Consider the following 14,893-nt stretch of genomic DNA (forward strand, 5'->3'; position numbering starts at 1 on the left):
GCACGAACGACCCGTGGCACGTCGGCCGTCTCCGGGGCCACCGCGGCGAGGCGGGCGCGGGTCATCGATCCACCCATGCTGCCGGATCGCCGGGTCAGGCGTCCACGGCGAAACTCACATCACATCATCTTCCAGGCCGACACCTAGCTCGGCCAACACTTCCAGCAGCCGCGGTGCCAGGTCGCGCCGGCAGACCAGCACGTCCGGCAGCCACGGATCGGGCCGGTTGTACTGCAGCGGCGAGCCGTCCACCCGGGACGCGTGCAGCCCGGTCGCGAGGGCCACCGCCACCGGTGCCGCCGAGTCCCACTCGTACTGCCCGCCGGCGTGCACGTAGGCGTCGACCCGGCCCTGCACCACGGCGGCCATCTTCGCGCCGGCCGACCCCATCGGTACCACCTCGCCGTCCACCCGTTCGCACAGGTCGGCGAGGAACCCCGGTGGCCGGGTGCGGCTCGCGGCGAGCCGGATCGGGCCGGCGTGCATCGGCGGGTACGTCGGTGGGGCGTCGGTGCCGAGCACCGTCCCACCGGCCTGCGCCGGCAACGCCACCGCACCGGCGACCAGCCGGCCCGCGTCCGCCGGCCGGTCGCCGCCGGCGGCGCCGCGCTGCCAGAGCGCGACGTGTACCGCCCAGTCGGATCGGCCCGCCTCGGCGAACTCGCGGGTGCCGTCCAGCGGGTCGACGATCCAGACCCGCTCGGCGGCGAGCCGGGCATGGTCGTACCGCTCGCCCTCCTCGGACAGCACCGCGTCGCCGGGCCGCCACCGGGCCAGCTCGTCGACCAGCAACTCGTGCGCCCGCCGGTCGCCGGCGGCGCGCAACGCCGCCGGATCGCCGAACCCCAGCTCGGCACGCAACTCGGCCAGCGCGGTGCCGGCCCGGTCGGCCAGCCAGCGGGCGAACGCGGCATCGCTGGCCGGCGCCACCACGCCGCTGCCGGCGAGCGCCGACTGCTCCTCCATGACGCCACTCCTGCCACAGTCGTTCGGGAACTCAGTAGGCTCCGGACGTTCGTACCACGGCCGTAACGGTACGCAGCAGGATCACCAGGTCCAACGACAGGGACCAGGTCTCGACGTACCGCAGGTCGAGGCGGATCGCCTCCTCCCACGGCAGGTCGGATCGTCCCGACACCTGCCACAACCCGGTCAGGCCAGGCTTGACCACCAGCCTGCGCAGCATGTCCGCGGGGTAGCGGGCCACCTCGGCCGGCAGCGGGGGCCGCGGCCCGACCAGCGACATCTGCCCGACCAGGACGTTCACCAGTTGGGGGAGCTCGTCCACGGAAAACCGGCGCAGGTACCGGCCGATCCGGGTGACCCGCGGATCGTCCCGGATCTTGAACAACACCCCGGCGCCCTCGTCCAGCCGGGCCAGCTCGGCGAGCCGGGCGTCCGCGTCGACGTACATGCTGCGGAACTTCCAGATCGCAAACACCGCGCCGTCCCGGCCGACCCGGCCCTGCCGGTACAGCACCGGGCCCGGCGAGTCCAGCTTGATCGCCACCGCCACCGCGGCCAGCAGCGGCGCCAGCACCAGCAGCAACAACGCCGCACCGCACCGGTCCACCAGCGCCTTCGCCGCCCGCGCCGACCCGCGCAGCCGGGCATGATCGACATGCAGCATCGGCAGCCCGTCCACCGGTCGGATCGTGGTCCGCCCCGCCACGTCGATCAGCGCGCTCGCCACGATCAGGTCCACGTCCACCCGCTCCAGCCGCCAGGCCAGCCGGCGCAGCGCCACCCCGTCCAGTTCCGGGCAGGACAGCACCATCACCGTGTCCGCCTCCGCCGCCGCCACCGCCGCACCCGCGTCGGCGAAGGTACCCAGCACCGGCACCCCCAGGTCGGGCACCGGGCCCAGGGTCGGCCGGGGCCGCCGCCGCGGCACGCACGCGCCCACCACCTGCAACCCGTGGTGGCGCTCGCGGTGCAGCTGCCGGCACACCTGCGCCACCGCCCGCCGGTGCCCCAGCACCACCACCCGCCGCAGGTGCCGTCCCGCCGCCCGCCGCCGGTGCAGCCACTGCCGCAACGCGAACCGAACCAGTACCGTCGCCACCACCGCCAGCGGCAACACGATCACCACGTACCCGCGGGACAGCCGCACCTCCGCCAGGTACGACCCGACCGTCACCACCGCGGCCAGCGTCACGCCGGCCCGCAACACCCGCTCGTACTCCGCCGTACCGACGAACAACCGGCGCTTCTCGTACGCGTGATTGGCCGCCAGCGCCGCCACCCAGCCCACCGGCAACAGCGCCACGACCAGCAGGTACACCCTGTTGTAGGCGGTCACATCGGGACCGAACCGGGCCGAGAAGCCGATCGCGCCGGCCAGCAGCCCGACCGCCAGGTCACCGGCCAGCATCGCCAGCAGGTACCGGGACTCCCACGGCCGGCGCCGCACCCGGGTCCGCGCCGGCCCGACGGCCACCGGCAGATCCACCGCAGGCAACGGACGCGCCGCGGGCGCCGCCACGTCCACCATCGGCCATGCCTCCGCCGCCACACACCGGTCATTCAGCGAAGACAACGCCGGGACGGATCACTTCGTCACGGCAACAACACGTAACGTTGCTATTACGTTGCGTGGAACGAGTTCTGGGCCCACTCCACCCCATGCTCCACGACCGCCTCCGCCGCATCTGCCGCCTGCTCCACCAGCACGTCGAGCTCCTTGCGCTCCACCGAGGAGAACGGCTTCAACACGAAGTCGGCCGGATCCTGACGGCCCGGCGGCCGGCCGATCCCGAACCTGACCCGCGCGTACTCCTTGCTGCCCAGCGACCGCGAGATCGACCGCAGGCCGTTGTGACCACCCTCGCCGCCACCGCGCTTGAGCCGGACCGACCCGTACGGCAGATCCAGCTCGTCGTGCACCACGACCAGCCGATCCACCCCGACCGAGTAGAACGCCGCGACCGCCGCCACCGGCCCACCCGCCAGATTCATGAACGACTGCGGCTTCACCACCACCAGCTTGGAACCGCCCGGGCCACCCAACCAGCCCTCCGCGACCTGCGCCTTCGCCCGGCCATGCCGCTTGAACGCCGCACCCAACCGGCCCGCCAACACATCCGCCACCAGGAACCCGGCATTGTGCCGGTGCGTCGCGTACTCCGGGCCCGGATTGCCCAACCCGACCACCACGAACGGTCCGGACACCAGCCCTCCCACGCACACGAAACGGGGGCGTGCCATTCGCACGCCCCCGTCGAGACTACGAGACCCTGCTGCCGGGTCCGCTCAGGCCTGTCGCCGAACCCCGGCTCAGGCCTCGACCTTCTCGGCCTCCTCGGCCGCCGACGCCTCCGCACCGCCCTCCGTCGAGGTCTCCGCCTCGACCTGCGCGGCGCTCGGCGCCGCCACGATCGACACCACGGTCGCCTCCGGGTCACCGGTCAGCTCGGCGCCCTCCGGCAGCGGCACCTGCCCCGCCAGCACCCGGTCACCGACACCCAGACCCTCGATCGACACCTCGAACTGCTCCGGCACGTGCGTCGCCTCGACGTTCACCGCCAGCGTGTCCAGATCCTGCACCACCAGGCCGTCGGACTCCTTGGCCATCTCGCCGGTGATGTGCACCGCCACCTCGACCGCGACCTTCTCGCCGCGCCGCACGATCAGCAGATCGACGTGGTCGATGGTGTCCTTGATCGGGTCGCGCTGCAGCGCCTTCGGCAGCGCCAGGGTGCGCGCGCCGTCCGCCAACTCGATCGTGAACAGCTGGTTCGCCCCACCGTGACGCAACGCGTTGGTGAACTCGTGCGCCGGCAGTGCGACATGCTTCGGCTTCTCGCCGTGGCCGTACAGCACGGCGGGAATCTTCCCTGCCCGACGAGTACGGCGGGCACCACCCTTGCCGAACTCTGTGCGGGGCTCGGCGCTGATACGGACCTCGGACACGGGAGTACTCCTGTAAACGATGCTGCGGCCTGATTGCGAACTGGCTCGGCAGGGCGCCGAGCGCTGCGGTGCCGGGCGGGAGCGCGCGCGACCCGGGTCAACCGTGCTGGCTCAACACCGTGTCGATAACGACGGCCACAAGGCCGATCACGCCGACCGAAACAGTGGCTCTCGAAGAACCAGACCGATCAGGATCGAAACCGGACCGTGGCCACCCTCGCCATGGCAACCCACCCAGTCTAGCCCCGGCCCTCTCGCACGTGTCCCCGGGTCCGACGATGAGACGCGGCACGCACCCGAACGTCGGTCACGGCAACCCCGATCACGCCGACGTGACCGCGCCGTACACCCGCCGCGACGAACCCTGGGCGCCGAAGCGCGCTAGCCGGACAAACCGCCGAACAGCGTCGTGACCGAGCCGTCCGCGAAGACCTCCCGGATCGCCCGCGCGATCAACGGCGCGATCGACAACTGGGTGATCTTGTCCAACCGCTTCTCCGGCGGGATCGGCAGCGTGTTGGTCATGATCACCTCCGAGATCTGCGAGTTCTTCAACCGCTCGGTCGCCGGATCCGACAACACCCCGTGCGTCGCCGCGACGATCACGTCCGCCGCGCCCGCGGCGAACAGCGCGTCCGCCGCCTTGCAGATCGTGCCGCCCGAATCGATGATGTCGTCGATCGCCACACACACCCGGCCCTCGACCTCACCGACCACCCGGTTCGCCGACACCTCGTTCGGCCGGGTGATGTCCCGGGTCTTGTGAATGAACGCCAGCGGGCAACCACCCAGCCGCTCCGTCCAACGCTCCGCCAGCCGCACCCGACCCGAATCCGGCGACACCACCGTCATGTCCCGGCCGTCGTACTTGTTCCGCACGTAGTCGGCCAGCAGATCCAGCGCGAACAGGTGATCCACCGGGCCGTCGAAGAACCCCTGGATCTGCGCGGTGTGCAGATCCACCGTCAGGATCCGGTCCGCGCCGGCGGTCCGGAACAGGTCGGCCACCAGCCGGGCCGAGATCGGCTCCCGGCCGCGATGCTTCTTGTCCTGCCGCGCGTACGGGTAGAACGGCACCACGATCGTGATCCGCTTCGCCGAACCCCGCTTCAACGCGTCGATCATCAGCAGGGTCTCCATCACCCACTGGTTGATCGGCTCCGTCATGCTCTGCACCACGAAGGCATCCGAGCCGCGCACCGACTCGTTGTAACGCACGTAGATCTCGCCGTTGGCGAAGTCGTACGCATCGGTCGGCGTCGGCGAAACCCCCAACGCCTGCCCGATCTCCTCCGCCAGGGCGGGGTACGCCCGGCCCGAGAAGAGCATCAACGACTTGTGGTTCTCCGCGACGATGCTGCCCATGACGGCCGCCCCCCTAGCGATGGAAAATCAACACTCACCGGCAGAGCCGGAGGAACCGGCCCCGTCGGCAGAGCCGGTGGAACCGGAGTCGGCGCCGCCGGATTCGGAGCTGCCGGGAACGGCGAGCCCCGGCCGGGGCGAAGTCTGCCCCGCCGCCGCTGCCGCATCCTCGACAGCATCCCGCTCGGTGGCCTTGATCGCAGCCGCGGCCGCCGGTGTGTCCGGACGATGCCCCACCGTCCAGTCCGGCACCACCCGCTGCGGCGCCGCCGAGTACGACAGCGCGCCCGGCGGCACGTCCCGCCGGATCACCGCACCCGCCCCGGTGTATGCGCCGTCGCCGACCTCCACCGGCGCCACGAACATGTTGTCCGCACCGGTCCGGGCGAAGCTGCCGATCCGGCTGCGGTGCTTGTGCACCCCGTCGTAGTTGACGAACACCGTGGCGGCGCCGATGTTGGTCTGCTCGCCGATCGTCGCGTCACCCACGTACGACAGGTGCGGCACCTTGCTGCCCGCACCGATCTCCGCGTTCTTCGTCTCCACGTACGTGCCGACCTTCGCACCGGCGTGCAGCCGCGAACCCGGCCGCAGGTAGGCGAACGGGCCGACCGAACAGTCCGGCCCGACCACCGCACCGCTCGCCTGCGCGCGGACCACCGACGCCCCGGCGCCCACCTCGGTGTCCACCAGCGTGGTGTCCGGGCCGACGGTCGCGCCGGCCCCCACCGACGTCGCACCGCGCAACTGCACCTGCGGCTCCAGCAGCACGTCCGGCGCCAGCGTCACCGTCACGTCCAGCCACACGCTCGCCGGGTCGACCATCGTCACGCCGGCCCGCATCCAGGCCGCGTTGATCCGGTCCCGCAGCAGCGCACCCAGCGCGGCCAGCTGCGCCCGGTCGTTGACACCCATCGTCTCGGTGGCGTCGGCCGCCACGTACGCACCGACCGGCTCCCCCGCCTTGACCAGCAGGCCGACCGTGTCGGTCAGGTACTCCTCGCCCTGGTCGTTGTCGCTGCGCAGTTCCGCCAGCGTGGCCCGCAACGCATCCGCGCGGAACGCGATGATGCCCGAGTTGATCTCCCGGATCCGGCGCTGCTCCGGCGTCGCGTCCCGCTCCTCGACGATGCCGACGACCGCACCGTGCTCGTCCCGTACGATCCGGCCCAGCCCGGTCACGTCCGGCGGCGCCGCGGTCAGCACCGTCGCCGCCGCGCCGGCCCGCTCGTGCGCCGCGACCAGCTCGGCCAGCGTCTCGGCCCGCAGCAGCGGCACGTCGCCGGTGAGCACCACGACCGTGCCGGCCGCCGCCGGCGCCTGCTCGATGGCGACCCGGGTGGCGTGCCCCGTCCCGCGCTGCTCGGCCTGGCGCACCGGCTCGGCGCCCGGCGCGATCTCGGCCAGGTGGGCGGAGACCTGGTCGGCGCCGGCGCCGACGACCACCAGGGTGCGCTGCGCGGCCAGCGGTTCGGCGGCGGCGAGCACGTGCCCGAGCAGGGATCGCCCCAGCAGGGTGTGCAGAACCTTGGGCTTCGCCGACTTCATCCGGGTGCCGAGACCCGCGGCCAGCACGATGACGGTGCGCCCGCCACCATCCGCGTCGTACGCAGGGTCGGGGCGACTGGTTGGCTCGCTCACGCTGCGGGCTCCCTTTCGGCGCCGAGTCATCGGACCGGAGCCCATGCTAACCGCCGTTCAGCCCCTCAGCCCCCGCGGGTGAACCTCTCGCTGGATACGCCACACGCTCCACCGATGCATCCTCTCAATGCTGGGGTGCCCGGATTCGAACCGGGAGCTCAAGACTCCAAAGGTCTGCGGGTTGCCGTTACCCCACACCCCATCACGAACCGCTCTCCGTGGCCGGGGCCGAGCGATCGACGGTCATCTTCCCACGATCACGCTACCGTCACTGCGGTCAGGGTCGCATGGAGCGGAAGGGAGGCCTGCTGCACGCACCACCCCGATCACCAAGCCCTCGACCATGTCGTAGATCGCGCGACTTCGCCGCACGGAGACGATCAGACAGCCGTGATAGTCCGCTCCGGTGTTGTGGCGAACCGTTTTGGGATTGTGGCGTTTGAGCGAGGTCCGCCGGAAAGTCTCCGGCTCGACACCGACGCTCGCCGCCCACCATTGGACGGCCGCCTCAGCATCGGCCGTCTCGTGGATCTGGACGCGAAAGTCGATGTTGGCCTGTTCCACCCCGATGGCACGCAGGAAGGCAAGGAAGACCGAGATCAAACCGGCGTCGCTGTTCACGAAGGTGATGCGCCGGGTGGAGTTCCAGGGCTTGGCTTTGGTGCCTTCACACCAGTACATCATCGCGCCGATCCGGATGAGTTCATCGCGGGTCATACAGCTCACCGATTCTGCAGCGTTGTTCACACGCTCGACTTGGCGGGCGTCCCGCTCGGCTCGGTATTCGGACCAGCGGGTCTCGGCCATCATCTGGCCGTGGCCGGTAGTGGATGAGTGTTCCCGGGCGAACAGCGCCTTGCGGGCATCGGCGTCGAGCGGGATGTCGCGGACCCACTGGTACGCGGTGGACTTCACGATGCCGAGTTCGGTCGCGATCTCCGGCACCGAGCGGTGCTGCCGGCGCAGCTCGCGGGCGCGTTCGCGGAGGTCGTCCTTGGCGTTGGGGCGCTTGGTCCAGGCAGGCGGGTCGACGCCCTGCAGCCACTTCGAGAGCAGGCCGGTGGAGACGCCGAGTCGCTCGGCGATCTGGCTCTTGGACAGGCCGTCCTCGGCGCGGAGCCTTCTGGCCTCGGCGATACGGGCCTGTCGGGCGGTGGCGTCCCCCGTGTCTGCTGTCATGCCGTCCGCGTCCCTTCCTGGTTGCCGTCCGGTATCGAGGTGACGCTACGGCGGGGGTACGACGACCGCGGGTGAGCTGCGGACTCTGCGAGGATGGGCGGATGGCTGAGGTGGGCGGCGAACGTCGCCGGGTACGGATGACGGCCGCGCAGCGCCGCGAGCAGGTACTGGGGGTGGGGCGGGCGCTGTTCGCCGAGCGCGGGTACGACGGGGCCAGCATGGAGGAGGTCGCGGCCCGCGCCGGCGTGTCGAAGCCGGTGGTGTACGAGCACTTCGGCGACAAGGAGAAGCTGTACCACGCGGTGGTGGACCGGGAGGTCCGGGCGCTGCTGGAGCAGATCACGGCGGCGTTGACGGCGGGGCATCCGCGGCGGTTGCTGGAGCAGGCGACGCTGGCGCTGCTGCGCTACATCGAGGAGGACACCGACGGGTTCCGGGTGCTGATGCGCGACTCGCCGATGATGTCCGACGGCGGCAGCTTCGCCGGGCTGCTCAACGAGGTGGCGCACCGGGTGCAGCACCATGTGGCGGCCGGGTTCGCGGCGCGCGGGTACGACCGGGGGTTGGCGGAGCTGTACGCGCAGGCGTTGACCGGGCTGGTGGCGTTCACCGGGCGGTGGTGGCTGGATGTGCGGCAGCCGCCGCGCGAGGTGGTGGCGACGCACCTGGTGAACCTGGTGTGGAACGGTCTGGCGCACCTGGAGCACGAGCCGCACCCGAACGTCGCGCCGGCGTCCGACCCGGACGCCTGACGGGGGCGACCCGGGCGCTGACCGGACGACCCGGACGCCTGGCCGGGTGAGTGGCCCGGGCCGGGTGAGCGGCGGGGTGCGCCTCAGGCGGCGGCGTGCTGGCCGGCGCGGGTGGGCGCGGTGCGGCGGACCCGGCCGTACAGCGACGAGACGCCGACGATCCCGCCCAACACGTACGAGACGATGCAGTTGGTGACGGAGAAGGCGAAGTAGTTCAGGTCCGTGCGCAGGAACGCGAGGCTGAACAGTCCGGCCAGCACGAAGAGGCAGCCGAAGATCAGGTTGACCACGACGTCGATGTTGCGGCCGATCACCGAGGCCAGGAAGATCACCGCGCCGACCACGATGGAGATGGCGGAGAAGCCCGGGTTGGTGGTGAGTCCGAGGACCCGCTCGCCCTCGGTGGCGAACGTGGCCATGCCGCTGGTCTGGATGACGCCGACGATGCCGAAGATCAGGATGTAGAGCCCGGCCAGCGCGGAGAGCACCCGCCAGAAGCCGCGCATGTGGTGGTTGACGGGCAGGTGGCTGGCCATGACGGTCCCCTCGAATGCTGGTCACCGGTGCTCCGGGTTGGCGCCGGACGACCTCGTTCGCCGGGCAAACCCGTTCCAGCACGGATTGTTCACCATGGGGTTCCGGCGGTGCCGATACCCCGGCAACTCGTGGTGTGTTCGGCGCCGGTGCCGGGTTGGCCGGTCGGCGTACCGGTGGCGCGGGCGCATACCGAACCGGTACGCACCCGCGCGCCGGCTGGCGAGCGGTCGCGGGGTCCGCGTGGCTAGGCGTGGCTGACGATCACGGAGTGGCAGGTGTCGTAGAGGATCGTCTGGGAGCCGTACTCGCCGAGGCAGACGTTCCAGTCGACCTCGACGCCCTCGGCGATGTCCATGTTGTGGTCGACCGGCACCGAGTTCGCGCCGTTGTGGTTCCAGGCGAGGTTGACCTGGCACCTGCCGCTGATCGGGCTGCAGACGTCGTGCCGCACGTAGCGCACGACGACGGAGTGGCCGTCCGCCTTGAGGTCTGCGATGTAGAAGTGCTCGCCCACCGGTTCGAACTTGGCTTCGCCGGCACAGCCGGATGTGCAGACGTAGTCGCTGGCGGCGGCGGGCGCGGTCAGCATGCCCATGCCGAGGGCGGCGAGGGACAGCGGGACGAGAACTCGACGGGCGATGCGGCCTTTCGACATGACTCCCCTATGGGTCAGGTAACGGGACTGACAGGATCTTCCCAGGGAAGCCGGTAATTGATCAAGGTCGATGGGGGCGTTCGCCGGGACGGCGAGCGCCTCCGTAGCGGGTGTCGGCCGGCGGTCAGTCGAGGGAGGCGGCGAGGGTGAGCCATTCCTCCTCGGCCGCGGCGCGCTCGGAGCGCAGCTGAGCGAGTTGCGCGTCAAGTTCGGTGACCTTGGCGTAGTCGGTGGCGTGCTCGGCCAGCTGGGTGTGCAGGTCGGACTCCTTGGTTTCCAGCCGGGCGACGAGCCGCTCCAGCCGGGCCAGCTCCTTCTTGCCGGCGCGTACCTGGGCGGCGCTGGGGCCGGTGCGCTCCGGTGTGGTGGCCGGGGCCGCGGTGACCGGGGTCTGGTCTCCGTCGCCGGGCTCGGGCAGCAGCGTCAGGTACTGGTCGATGCCGCCCGGCAGGTGCGTGACGGCACCGTCGCCGAGCAGCGCGAAGACGGTGTCACAGACCCGTTCCACCAGGTACCGGTCGTGGCTGGCGACGATCAGCGTGCCCGGCCAGGAGTCGAGCAGGTCTTCCAGTTCGGCCAGGGTGTCGGTGTCGAGGTCGTTGGTGGGCTCGTCGAGCAGCAGGACGTTGGGTTCGCCGGCGAGCAGCCGGAGCAGTTGCAGCCGGCGTCGTTCGCCGCCGGACAGGTCGGCCACCACCGACCACAGCCGGGATTCGCCGAACCCGAACAGCTCGGCGAGCTGGGCCGCGGTCAGTTCCCGGTCGCCGAGCCGGACCCGGCGGGCGACCTGCTCGATGGCCTCCAGTACCCGGGCGTCGGTGGGCAGCTCGGACAGCTGCTGGGACAGGTAGCCGGCGCGCACGGTCTGACCGACCCGGACGGTACCGGTGTCGGGGGTCAGCTGCTCGGTGAGCAGTCGCAGCAGCGTCGTCTTGCCTGTGCCGTTCGCGCCGACCAGCGCGATCCGGTCACCGGGCCCGACCCGGAACGTGGCGTCGGCGAGGATGCCCCGGTCGCCGTGCGCGACGGTCACGTTCTCCAGGTCGTACACCTGCTTGCCGAGGCGGGCGGTGGCCAGGCGGTGCAGCGAGACGCCGTCGCGTGGCTGCGGTACGTCGGCGATCAGCGCGTTCGCCGCGTCGATCCGGAACTTGGGCTTGCTGGTACGGGCGGGTGCGCCGCGCTGCAGCCAGGCGAGTTCCTTGCGCAGCAGGTTCTGCCGGCGCGCCTCGGTGACGGTCTCCCGGCGGACGCGTTCGGCCCGGGCGAGCGTCCACGCCGCGTACCCGCCCTCGTACGAGCGGACGGTGCCGTCGGCGACCTCCCAGGTGGTGGTGCACACCGCGTCCAGGAACCAGCGGTCGTGCGTGACGACGGCGAGCGCGCCGCGGTGTTCGCGGGTCAGCCAGGCGGCGAGCCAGGAGACGCCGGCGATGTCCAGGTGGTTGGTCGGCTCGTCGAGGATCAGCAGGTCGGCGGGGCGGATCAGCAGCGCGGCGAGCGCGACCCGGCGCTTCTCACCGCCGGAGAGCGGGCCGGTCTCGGTGTCCAGGCCGAGGCCGGGCATGCCGAGGCCGCGCAGGACGGCCCGGACCGCGGCGTCGCCGGCCCACACGTGCTCGGCCGGGCCGTGTTCGGTGTCCGCGCCGAGCGCCGGCAGCCAGGCGTCGCCGACGACCACGTCTCGCACGGTGGCCGTGGGCGGCAGGTCGACCTGCTGCGGCAGCGATCCGACGGCGAGGCCGCGGCGGCGGGTGAGCCGGCCGGAGTCGGGCTCCTCGGCGCCGGTGATCAACCGCAGCAGGGTCGACTTGCCGGCGCCGTTGAGACCGACCACGCCGACCCGGTCGCTGTCGTCGAGCCCGAGCGAGACGTCGTCGAGCAGCACCCCGGAGGCGTACTGCTTGGCGACCCGGTCCAGGTTGACGATGTTGGCCACGCGGGCGGTCCTTCCTCGGTACTCGGTCGTACGGGCGGTCAGGGCGGTACGGCGATCAGGTCAGCACGGTGGCGCCGGCCACCGGGCCGACCGCGACGTGCGCCGCCGAGCACACCCCACGTTCGGTGAGTTCGGCGGCGATGCGGGCGGCGTCGGCCGCGTCGGCGGCGAGGCAGAGGCAGCTCGGTCCGGAGCCGGACACCAGGGCGGCGAGCGCCCCCGCCGCCAGCCCGGCATCGAGCGTACGTCGCAGCGCCGGGCGCAGCGCGATCGAGGCCGGCTGCAGGTCGTTGGCGAGCGTCGCGGCGAGCTCGGCCGGGTCGTCGGACCGCAGCGCCGCCAACAACCGATCCGGTACGAGCGATGGCATGGCAAGGTCGCGCGCCGGGCCAGCGGCGTCGTCGTCCGGAAGCGCGGGGAGGGTGGGGGGTGGTGCGGCGCCGGTGGCGCGCAGGGCGTCGAGCTGCCCGTACACCCGGGGAGTGGACAGGCCACCGTCGGCGGCGGCGACCACCCAGTGCCAGGGCCCGACGGCGGGTACCGGCTCGACCAGCTCACCGCGGCCGGTGCCGTGCGCGGTGCCGCCGATCACCAGGAACGGCACGTCGCTGCCGAGGTCGGCGGCGAGCGCGGCGAGATCGGCGCGGCTGTGCCCGCCGCGCCACAGCGCGTCGCAGCCGACGAGTACCGCGGCGGCATCGGCGCTGCCGCCGGCCAGCCCGCCGGCCAGCGGGATGTGTTTGTCCAGGTGAACAGCCACGTTCGGGGCAACGCCGAGGCGGTCGGCGAGCAGCGCGGCGGCGCGTACCGCGAGGTTGGTGCCGTCGGTGGGCAGGGTGTTGGCGCCGATCCCGTCGAGAGTCAGCCGCAGCCGGTCGGCGTGCTCGATCGAGATCTCGTCGTACAGCGAGATGGCCTGGTAGACAGTGTCCAGCGGGTGGAACCCGTCGGGGCGCGGCGCACCGACCGACAACCGCAGGTTGATCTTGGCTGGTACCCGCACCCGCACCGCGCCGGGCCGGTTCGCCGGGAGCGCCCCGGACTGCGTCATGCCATGCCCCTTTCCGCGACGGCGTGCACCGGGTACCAGCATCCCGGGCCCGGGTCGCGGCCCCGCACGGACCCCGGCCCGGCGCGGCACCGGGCCCGGCCCGGAGCGGCACCGGTCGCCGGCCGAGGCGGCACCGGCCAGGTACCGGCCCGCCGCGGGCCGCGGACCAGGGCGTGGTCCGCGGCCCGATCGTCGTCGACGGGGCGAGGCGGTGGGTCAGCCCCAGAACTGGGCCTGGTCCCCGTTGCTCGCGTAATAGACCCATCCGTAGGTCTCCCGCGCCTGCACGGTCCCGTACCGCAGGGTGCCCTTCCCGGGGATGGCGCCGGTGACGTAGTCGCCCGGCTGGACCGTCAGGTCCGGTCCGGGTGTGAAGGAGACGTCACCCATCGGCCCGGGGCAGTCCCCGTACAGGTCGCTGCAGGTACCGATGCGGAAGTAGACGGTGTCGCCGGTCGTGGTCGAGAACGCGGTCGTGACGTGGTTCGCGATCCACTTGTAGTCCTTGCAGGGGCCCGAGGTGCCCTGCAGCATCTCCGCCCAGCCGAGGGTGTCGTACGGGCTGTAGATGTCCCTGGTGGCGATCTGCTTTGCCGGCGCCGCGGTGCAGTCCTTGCCCTGCCGCGAGACGGCGGGGTGGGCCACGCTCGCGGGGCCGGCAGCCGCCGCGGACGATGCGTCACCGGTCGCCGACGCGGGGCCGGCGGCGGCGAGCAGTCCGGACGCCGCAGCGGCGGCCGCGAGAGCGGCCAGTACCAGGCGACCGGGGCGGGCGCGGCGGGTGGTGACCATGGATCCTCCATGCTGTCGGTGGGCGGTGAGCCGGCGCGGATCGGGCGATCGCACAGTGACGGCGCGCCCGGATCCGACAAACCACGCCCGAACCGACAGCCGGGTTGCGGACCCCGCTCAGCGGGCCGCGGCGGCGATGCGGGCGAACTCGGCGATGGTGAGGGACTCGCCGCGGGCGGACGGGTTCACGCCGGCGGACCGCAGCAGCTGTTCGGCGCGCGGCGGGCTGCCGGCCCACCGGCCCAGCGCGGCCCGCAGCGTCTTGCGGCGCTGCGCGAACGCGGCGTCCACCACCGCGAACACCGCCTCCCGCGACACCGTCGCGCCAGGCGCCCCCGCGCCCGGCGCGGCCTCGTCCGGCGGCGCGGGGGCGGCCGGCATGGCGGGCGGGTCGTGGCGGGTGAAGGCGACCAGGCCGGAGTCGACGTTGGGTACCGGCCAGAACACCGAGCGGCCGACCGAGCCGGCGGACCGGGCCGCCGCGTACCAGGCGAGCTTCGCCGACGGCACCCCGTAGGTGCGGGAGCCGGGCCCGGCGGTCAGCCGGTCGGCCACCTCCTGCTGCACCATGATCAGCCCGTGCGCGAGCGTGGGCAGCTGCGAAAGCAGGTGCAGCAGCACCGGTACCGCCACGTTGTACGGCAGGTTCGCGACCAGCGCCGTCGGCGGCTCGGCGAACGCGTCGGCGCCGATGCGCAGCGCGTCCGCGGCGAGCACCCGCAGCCGGTCGGCGTGCTGCGGCGCGTGCCCGGCGACGGTGGCGGGCAGCCGGGCGGCGAGCCGCGGGTCGATCTCCACCGCGTACAGCCGGCGGGCGGCGGGCAGCAGCGCCAGGGTGAGCGAGCCGAGCCCCGGCCCGACCTCGACGACCACGTCGTCGGGGTCAGGTCGGCGGCGGCGGCGATGCGGCGCACGGTGTTCGGGTCGATGACGAAGTTCTGGCCGAGCGCCTTGGTCGGCGTGACGCCGAGTTCGGCGGCGAGCGCCCGGATCTGCGCCGGCCCGAGCAGCCCGGACGGCACCGGCCGGTCGCCGGTCGGGTCGGCGGACGGGACCGGCCGATCGTCGGC

General features: G+C 72.4%; 13 protein-coding genes, 1 tRNA gene and 1 pseudogene. 1 reads left to right on the top strand and 14 read right to left on the bottom strand.

Annotated features, from left to right (window positions below):
* Positions 1–114: 114 nt before the first annotated feature.
* From Asera_RS01220 to Asera_RS01255, 8 genes are all read right to left on the bottom strand, one after another.
* A complete protein-coding gene (locus Asera_RS01220) occupies positions 115–966 on the bottom strand; it encodes a 3'(2'),5'-bisphosphate nucleotidase CysQ (RefSeq protein ID WP_051801810.1) in 852 nt (283 codons plus the stop codon).
* A 31-nt stretch (positions 967–997) separates the two neighbouring features.
* On the bottom strand, positions 998–2,494 hold the full coding sequence (locus Asera_RS01225) for a sugar transferase (RefSeq protein ID WP_084130971.1): 1,497 nt from the start codon (positions 2,492–2,494) through the stop codon (positions 998–1,000).
* A gap of 92 nt (positions 2,495–2,586) precedes the next feature.
* Complete coding sequence (gene pth, locus Asera_RS01230; protein WP_030444806.1) at positions 2,587–3,171, bottom strand: aminoacyl-tRNA hydrolase; 585 nt, start codon at positions 3,169–3,171, stop codon at positions 2,587–2,589.
* 105 nt (positions 3,172–3,276) lie between these two features.
* Entirely contained in the window at positions 3,277–3,912 is a 636-nt protein-coding gene (locus tag Asera_RS01235) for a 50S ribosomal protein L25/general stress protein Ctc (RefSeq protein ID WP_030444805.1), read from the bottom strand.
* A gap of 381 nt (positions 3,913–4,293) precedes the next feature.
* Positions 4,294–5,277, bottom strand: a complete 984-nt coding sequence (locus Asera_RS01240) for a ribose-phosphate diphosphokinase (RefSeq protein WP_030444804.1) — start codon at positions 5,275–5,277, stop codon at positions 4,294–4,296.
* A gap of 27 nt (positions 5,278–5,304) precedes the next feature.
* Positions 5,305–6,918: a bifunctional UDP-N-acetylglucosamine diphosphorylase/glucosamine-1-phosphate N-acetyltransferase GlmU gene (glmU, locus tag Asera_RS01245; RefSeq protein ID WP_342344408.1), complete on the bottom strand. Its 1,614-nt coding sequence runs from the start codon at positions 6,916–6,918 to the stop codon at positions 5,305–5,307.
* A 130-nt stretch (positions 6,919–7,048) separates the two neighbouring features.
* A tRNA-Gln gene (locus Asera_RS01250) sits at positions 7,049–7,120 on the bottom strand.
* Between the two features lie 41 nt (positions 7,121–7,161).
* Positions 7,162–8,097 carry a helix-turn-helix domain-containing protein gene (locus tag Asera_RS01255; protein WP_051801805.1) on the bottom strand — a complete coding sequence of 312 codons (936 nt, stop codon included), beginning with the start codon at positions 8,095–8,097 and terminating at the stop codon, positions 7,162–7,164.
* 101 nt (positions 8,098–8,198) lie between these two features.
* Here Asera_RS01255 and Asera_RS01260 point away from each other — a divergent pair, with 101 nt between their 5' ends.
* Positions 8,199–8,849: a TetR/AcrR family transcriptional regulator gene (locus Asera_RS01260; protein WP_051801803.1), complete on the top strand. Its 651-nt coding sequence runs from the start codon at positions 8,199–8,201 to the stop codon at positions 8,847–8,849.
* Positions 8,850–8,932: 83 nt separating this feature from the next.
* Here the strand turns inward: Asera_RS01260 and Asera_RS01265 are convergent, their stop codons facing one another.
* The 6 genes and pseudogenes from Asera_RS01265 to rsmA form a co-directional block, all read right to left on the bottom strand.
* Positions 8,933–9,385, bottom strand: coding sequence for a DUF4383 domain-containing protein (locus Asera_RS01265; RefSeq protein ID WP_035295567.1), 453 nt, complete (start codon positions 9,383–9,385; stop codon positions 8,933–8,935).
* A 245-nt stretch (positions 9,386–9,630) separates the two neighbouring features.
* Positions 9,631–10,041: a hypothetical protein gene (locus Asera_RS01270; RefSeq protein WP_157034646.1), complete on the bottom strand. Its 411-nt coding sequence runs from the start codon at positions 10,039–10,041 to the stop codon at positions 9,631–9,633.
* A gap of 124 nt (positions 10,042–10,165) precedes the next feature.
* On the bottom strand, positions 10,166–11,980 hold the full coding sequence (locus tag Asera_RS01275) for an ABC-F family ATP-binding cassette domain-containing protein (protein WP_030444798.1): 1,815 nt from the start codon (positions 11,978–11,980) through the stop codon (positions 10,166–10,168).
* A 55-nt stretch (positions 11,981–12,035) separates the two neighbouring features.
* Positions 12,036–13,031, bottom strand: a complete 996-nt coding sequence (locus tag Asera_RS01280) for a 4-(cytidine 5'-diphospho)-2-C-methyl-D-erythritol kinase (RefSeq protein ID WP_030444797.1) — start codon at positions 13,029–13,031, stop codon at positions 12,036–12,038.
* A gap of 216 nt (positions 13,032–13,247) precedes the next feature.
* Entirely contained in the window at positions 13,248–13,823 is a 576-nt protein-coding gene (locus Asera_RS01285; RefSeq protein WP_030444796.1) for a hypothetical protein, read from the bottom strand.
* Positions 13,824–13,940: 117 nt separating this feature from the next.
* Positions 13,941–14,845 (bottom strand): annotated as a pseudogene (rsmA, locus tag Asera_RS01290) (16S rRNA (adenine(1518)-N(6)/adenine(1519)-N(6))-dimethyltransferase RsmA).
* Between the last annotated feature and the right edge of the window lie 48 nt (positions 14,846–14,893).

It is taken from the genome of Actinocatenispora sera (assembly GCF_018324685.1).
GTDB classification, from domain to species: domain Bacteria; phylum Actinomycetota; class Actinomycetes; order Mycobacteriales; family Micromonosporaceae; genus Actinocatenispora; species Actinocatenispora sera.

What these genes read in the sequence shown, in the direction of transcription:
- Asera_RS01220 (WP_051801810.1), bottom strand. Translation starts at nt 966, where the DNA reads ATGGAGGAGCAGTCGGCGCTCGCCGGCAGCGGCGTGGTGGCGCCGGCC.
- Asera_RS01225 (WP_084130971.1), bottom strand. Translation starts at nt 2,494, where the DNA reads ATGGTGGACGTGGCGGCGCCCGCGGCGCGTCCGTTGCCTGCGGTGGAT.
- Asera_RS01240 (WP_030444804.1), bottom strand. Translation starts at nt 5,277, where the DNA reads ATGGGCAGCATCGTCGCGGAGAACCACAAGTCGTTGATGCTCTTCTCG.
- Asera_RS01255 (WP_051801805.1), bottom strand. Translation starts at nt 8,097, where the DNA reads ATGACAGCAGACACGGGGGACGCCACCGCCCGACAGGCCCGTATCGCC.
- Asera_RS01260 (WP_051801803.1), top strand. Translation starts at nt 8,199, where the DNA reads ATGGCTGAGGTGGGCGGCGAACGTCGCCGGGTACGGATGACGGCCGCG.
- Asera_RS01265 (WP_035295567.1), bottom strand. Translation starts at nt 9,385, where the DNA reads ATGGCCAGCCACCTGCCCGTCAACCACCACATGCGCGGCTTCTGGCGG.
- Asera_RS01270 (WP_157034646.1), bottom strand. Translation starts at nt 10,041, where the DNA reads ATGTCGAAAGGCCGCATCGCCCGTCGAGTTCTCGTCCCGCTGTCCCTC.
- Asera_RS01280 (WP_030444797.1), bottom strand. Translation starts at nt 13,031, where the DNA reads ATGACGCAGTCCGGGGCGCTCCCGGCGAACCGGCCCGGCGCGGTGCGG.
- Asera_RS01285 (WP_030444796.1), bottom strand. Translation starts at nt 13,823, where the DNA reads ATGGTCACCACCCGCCGCGCCCGCCCCGGTCGCCTGGTACTGGCCGCT.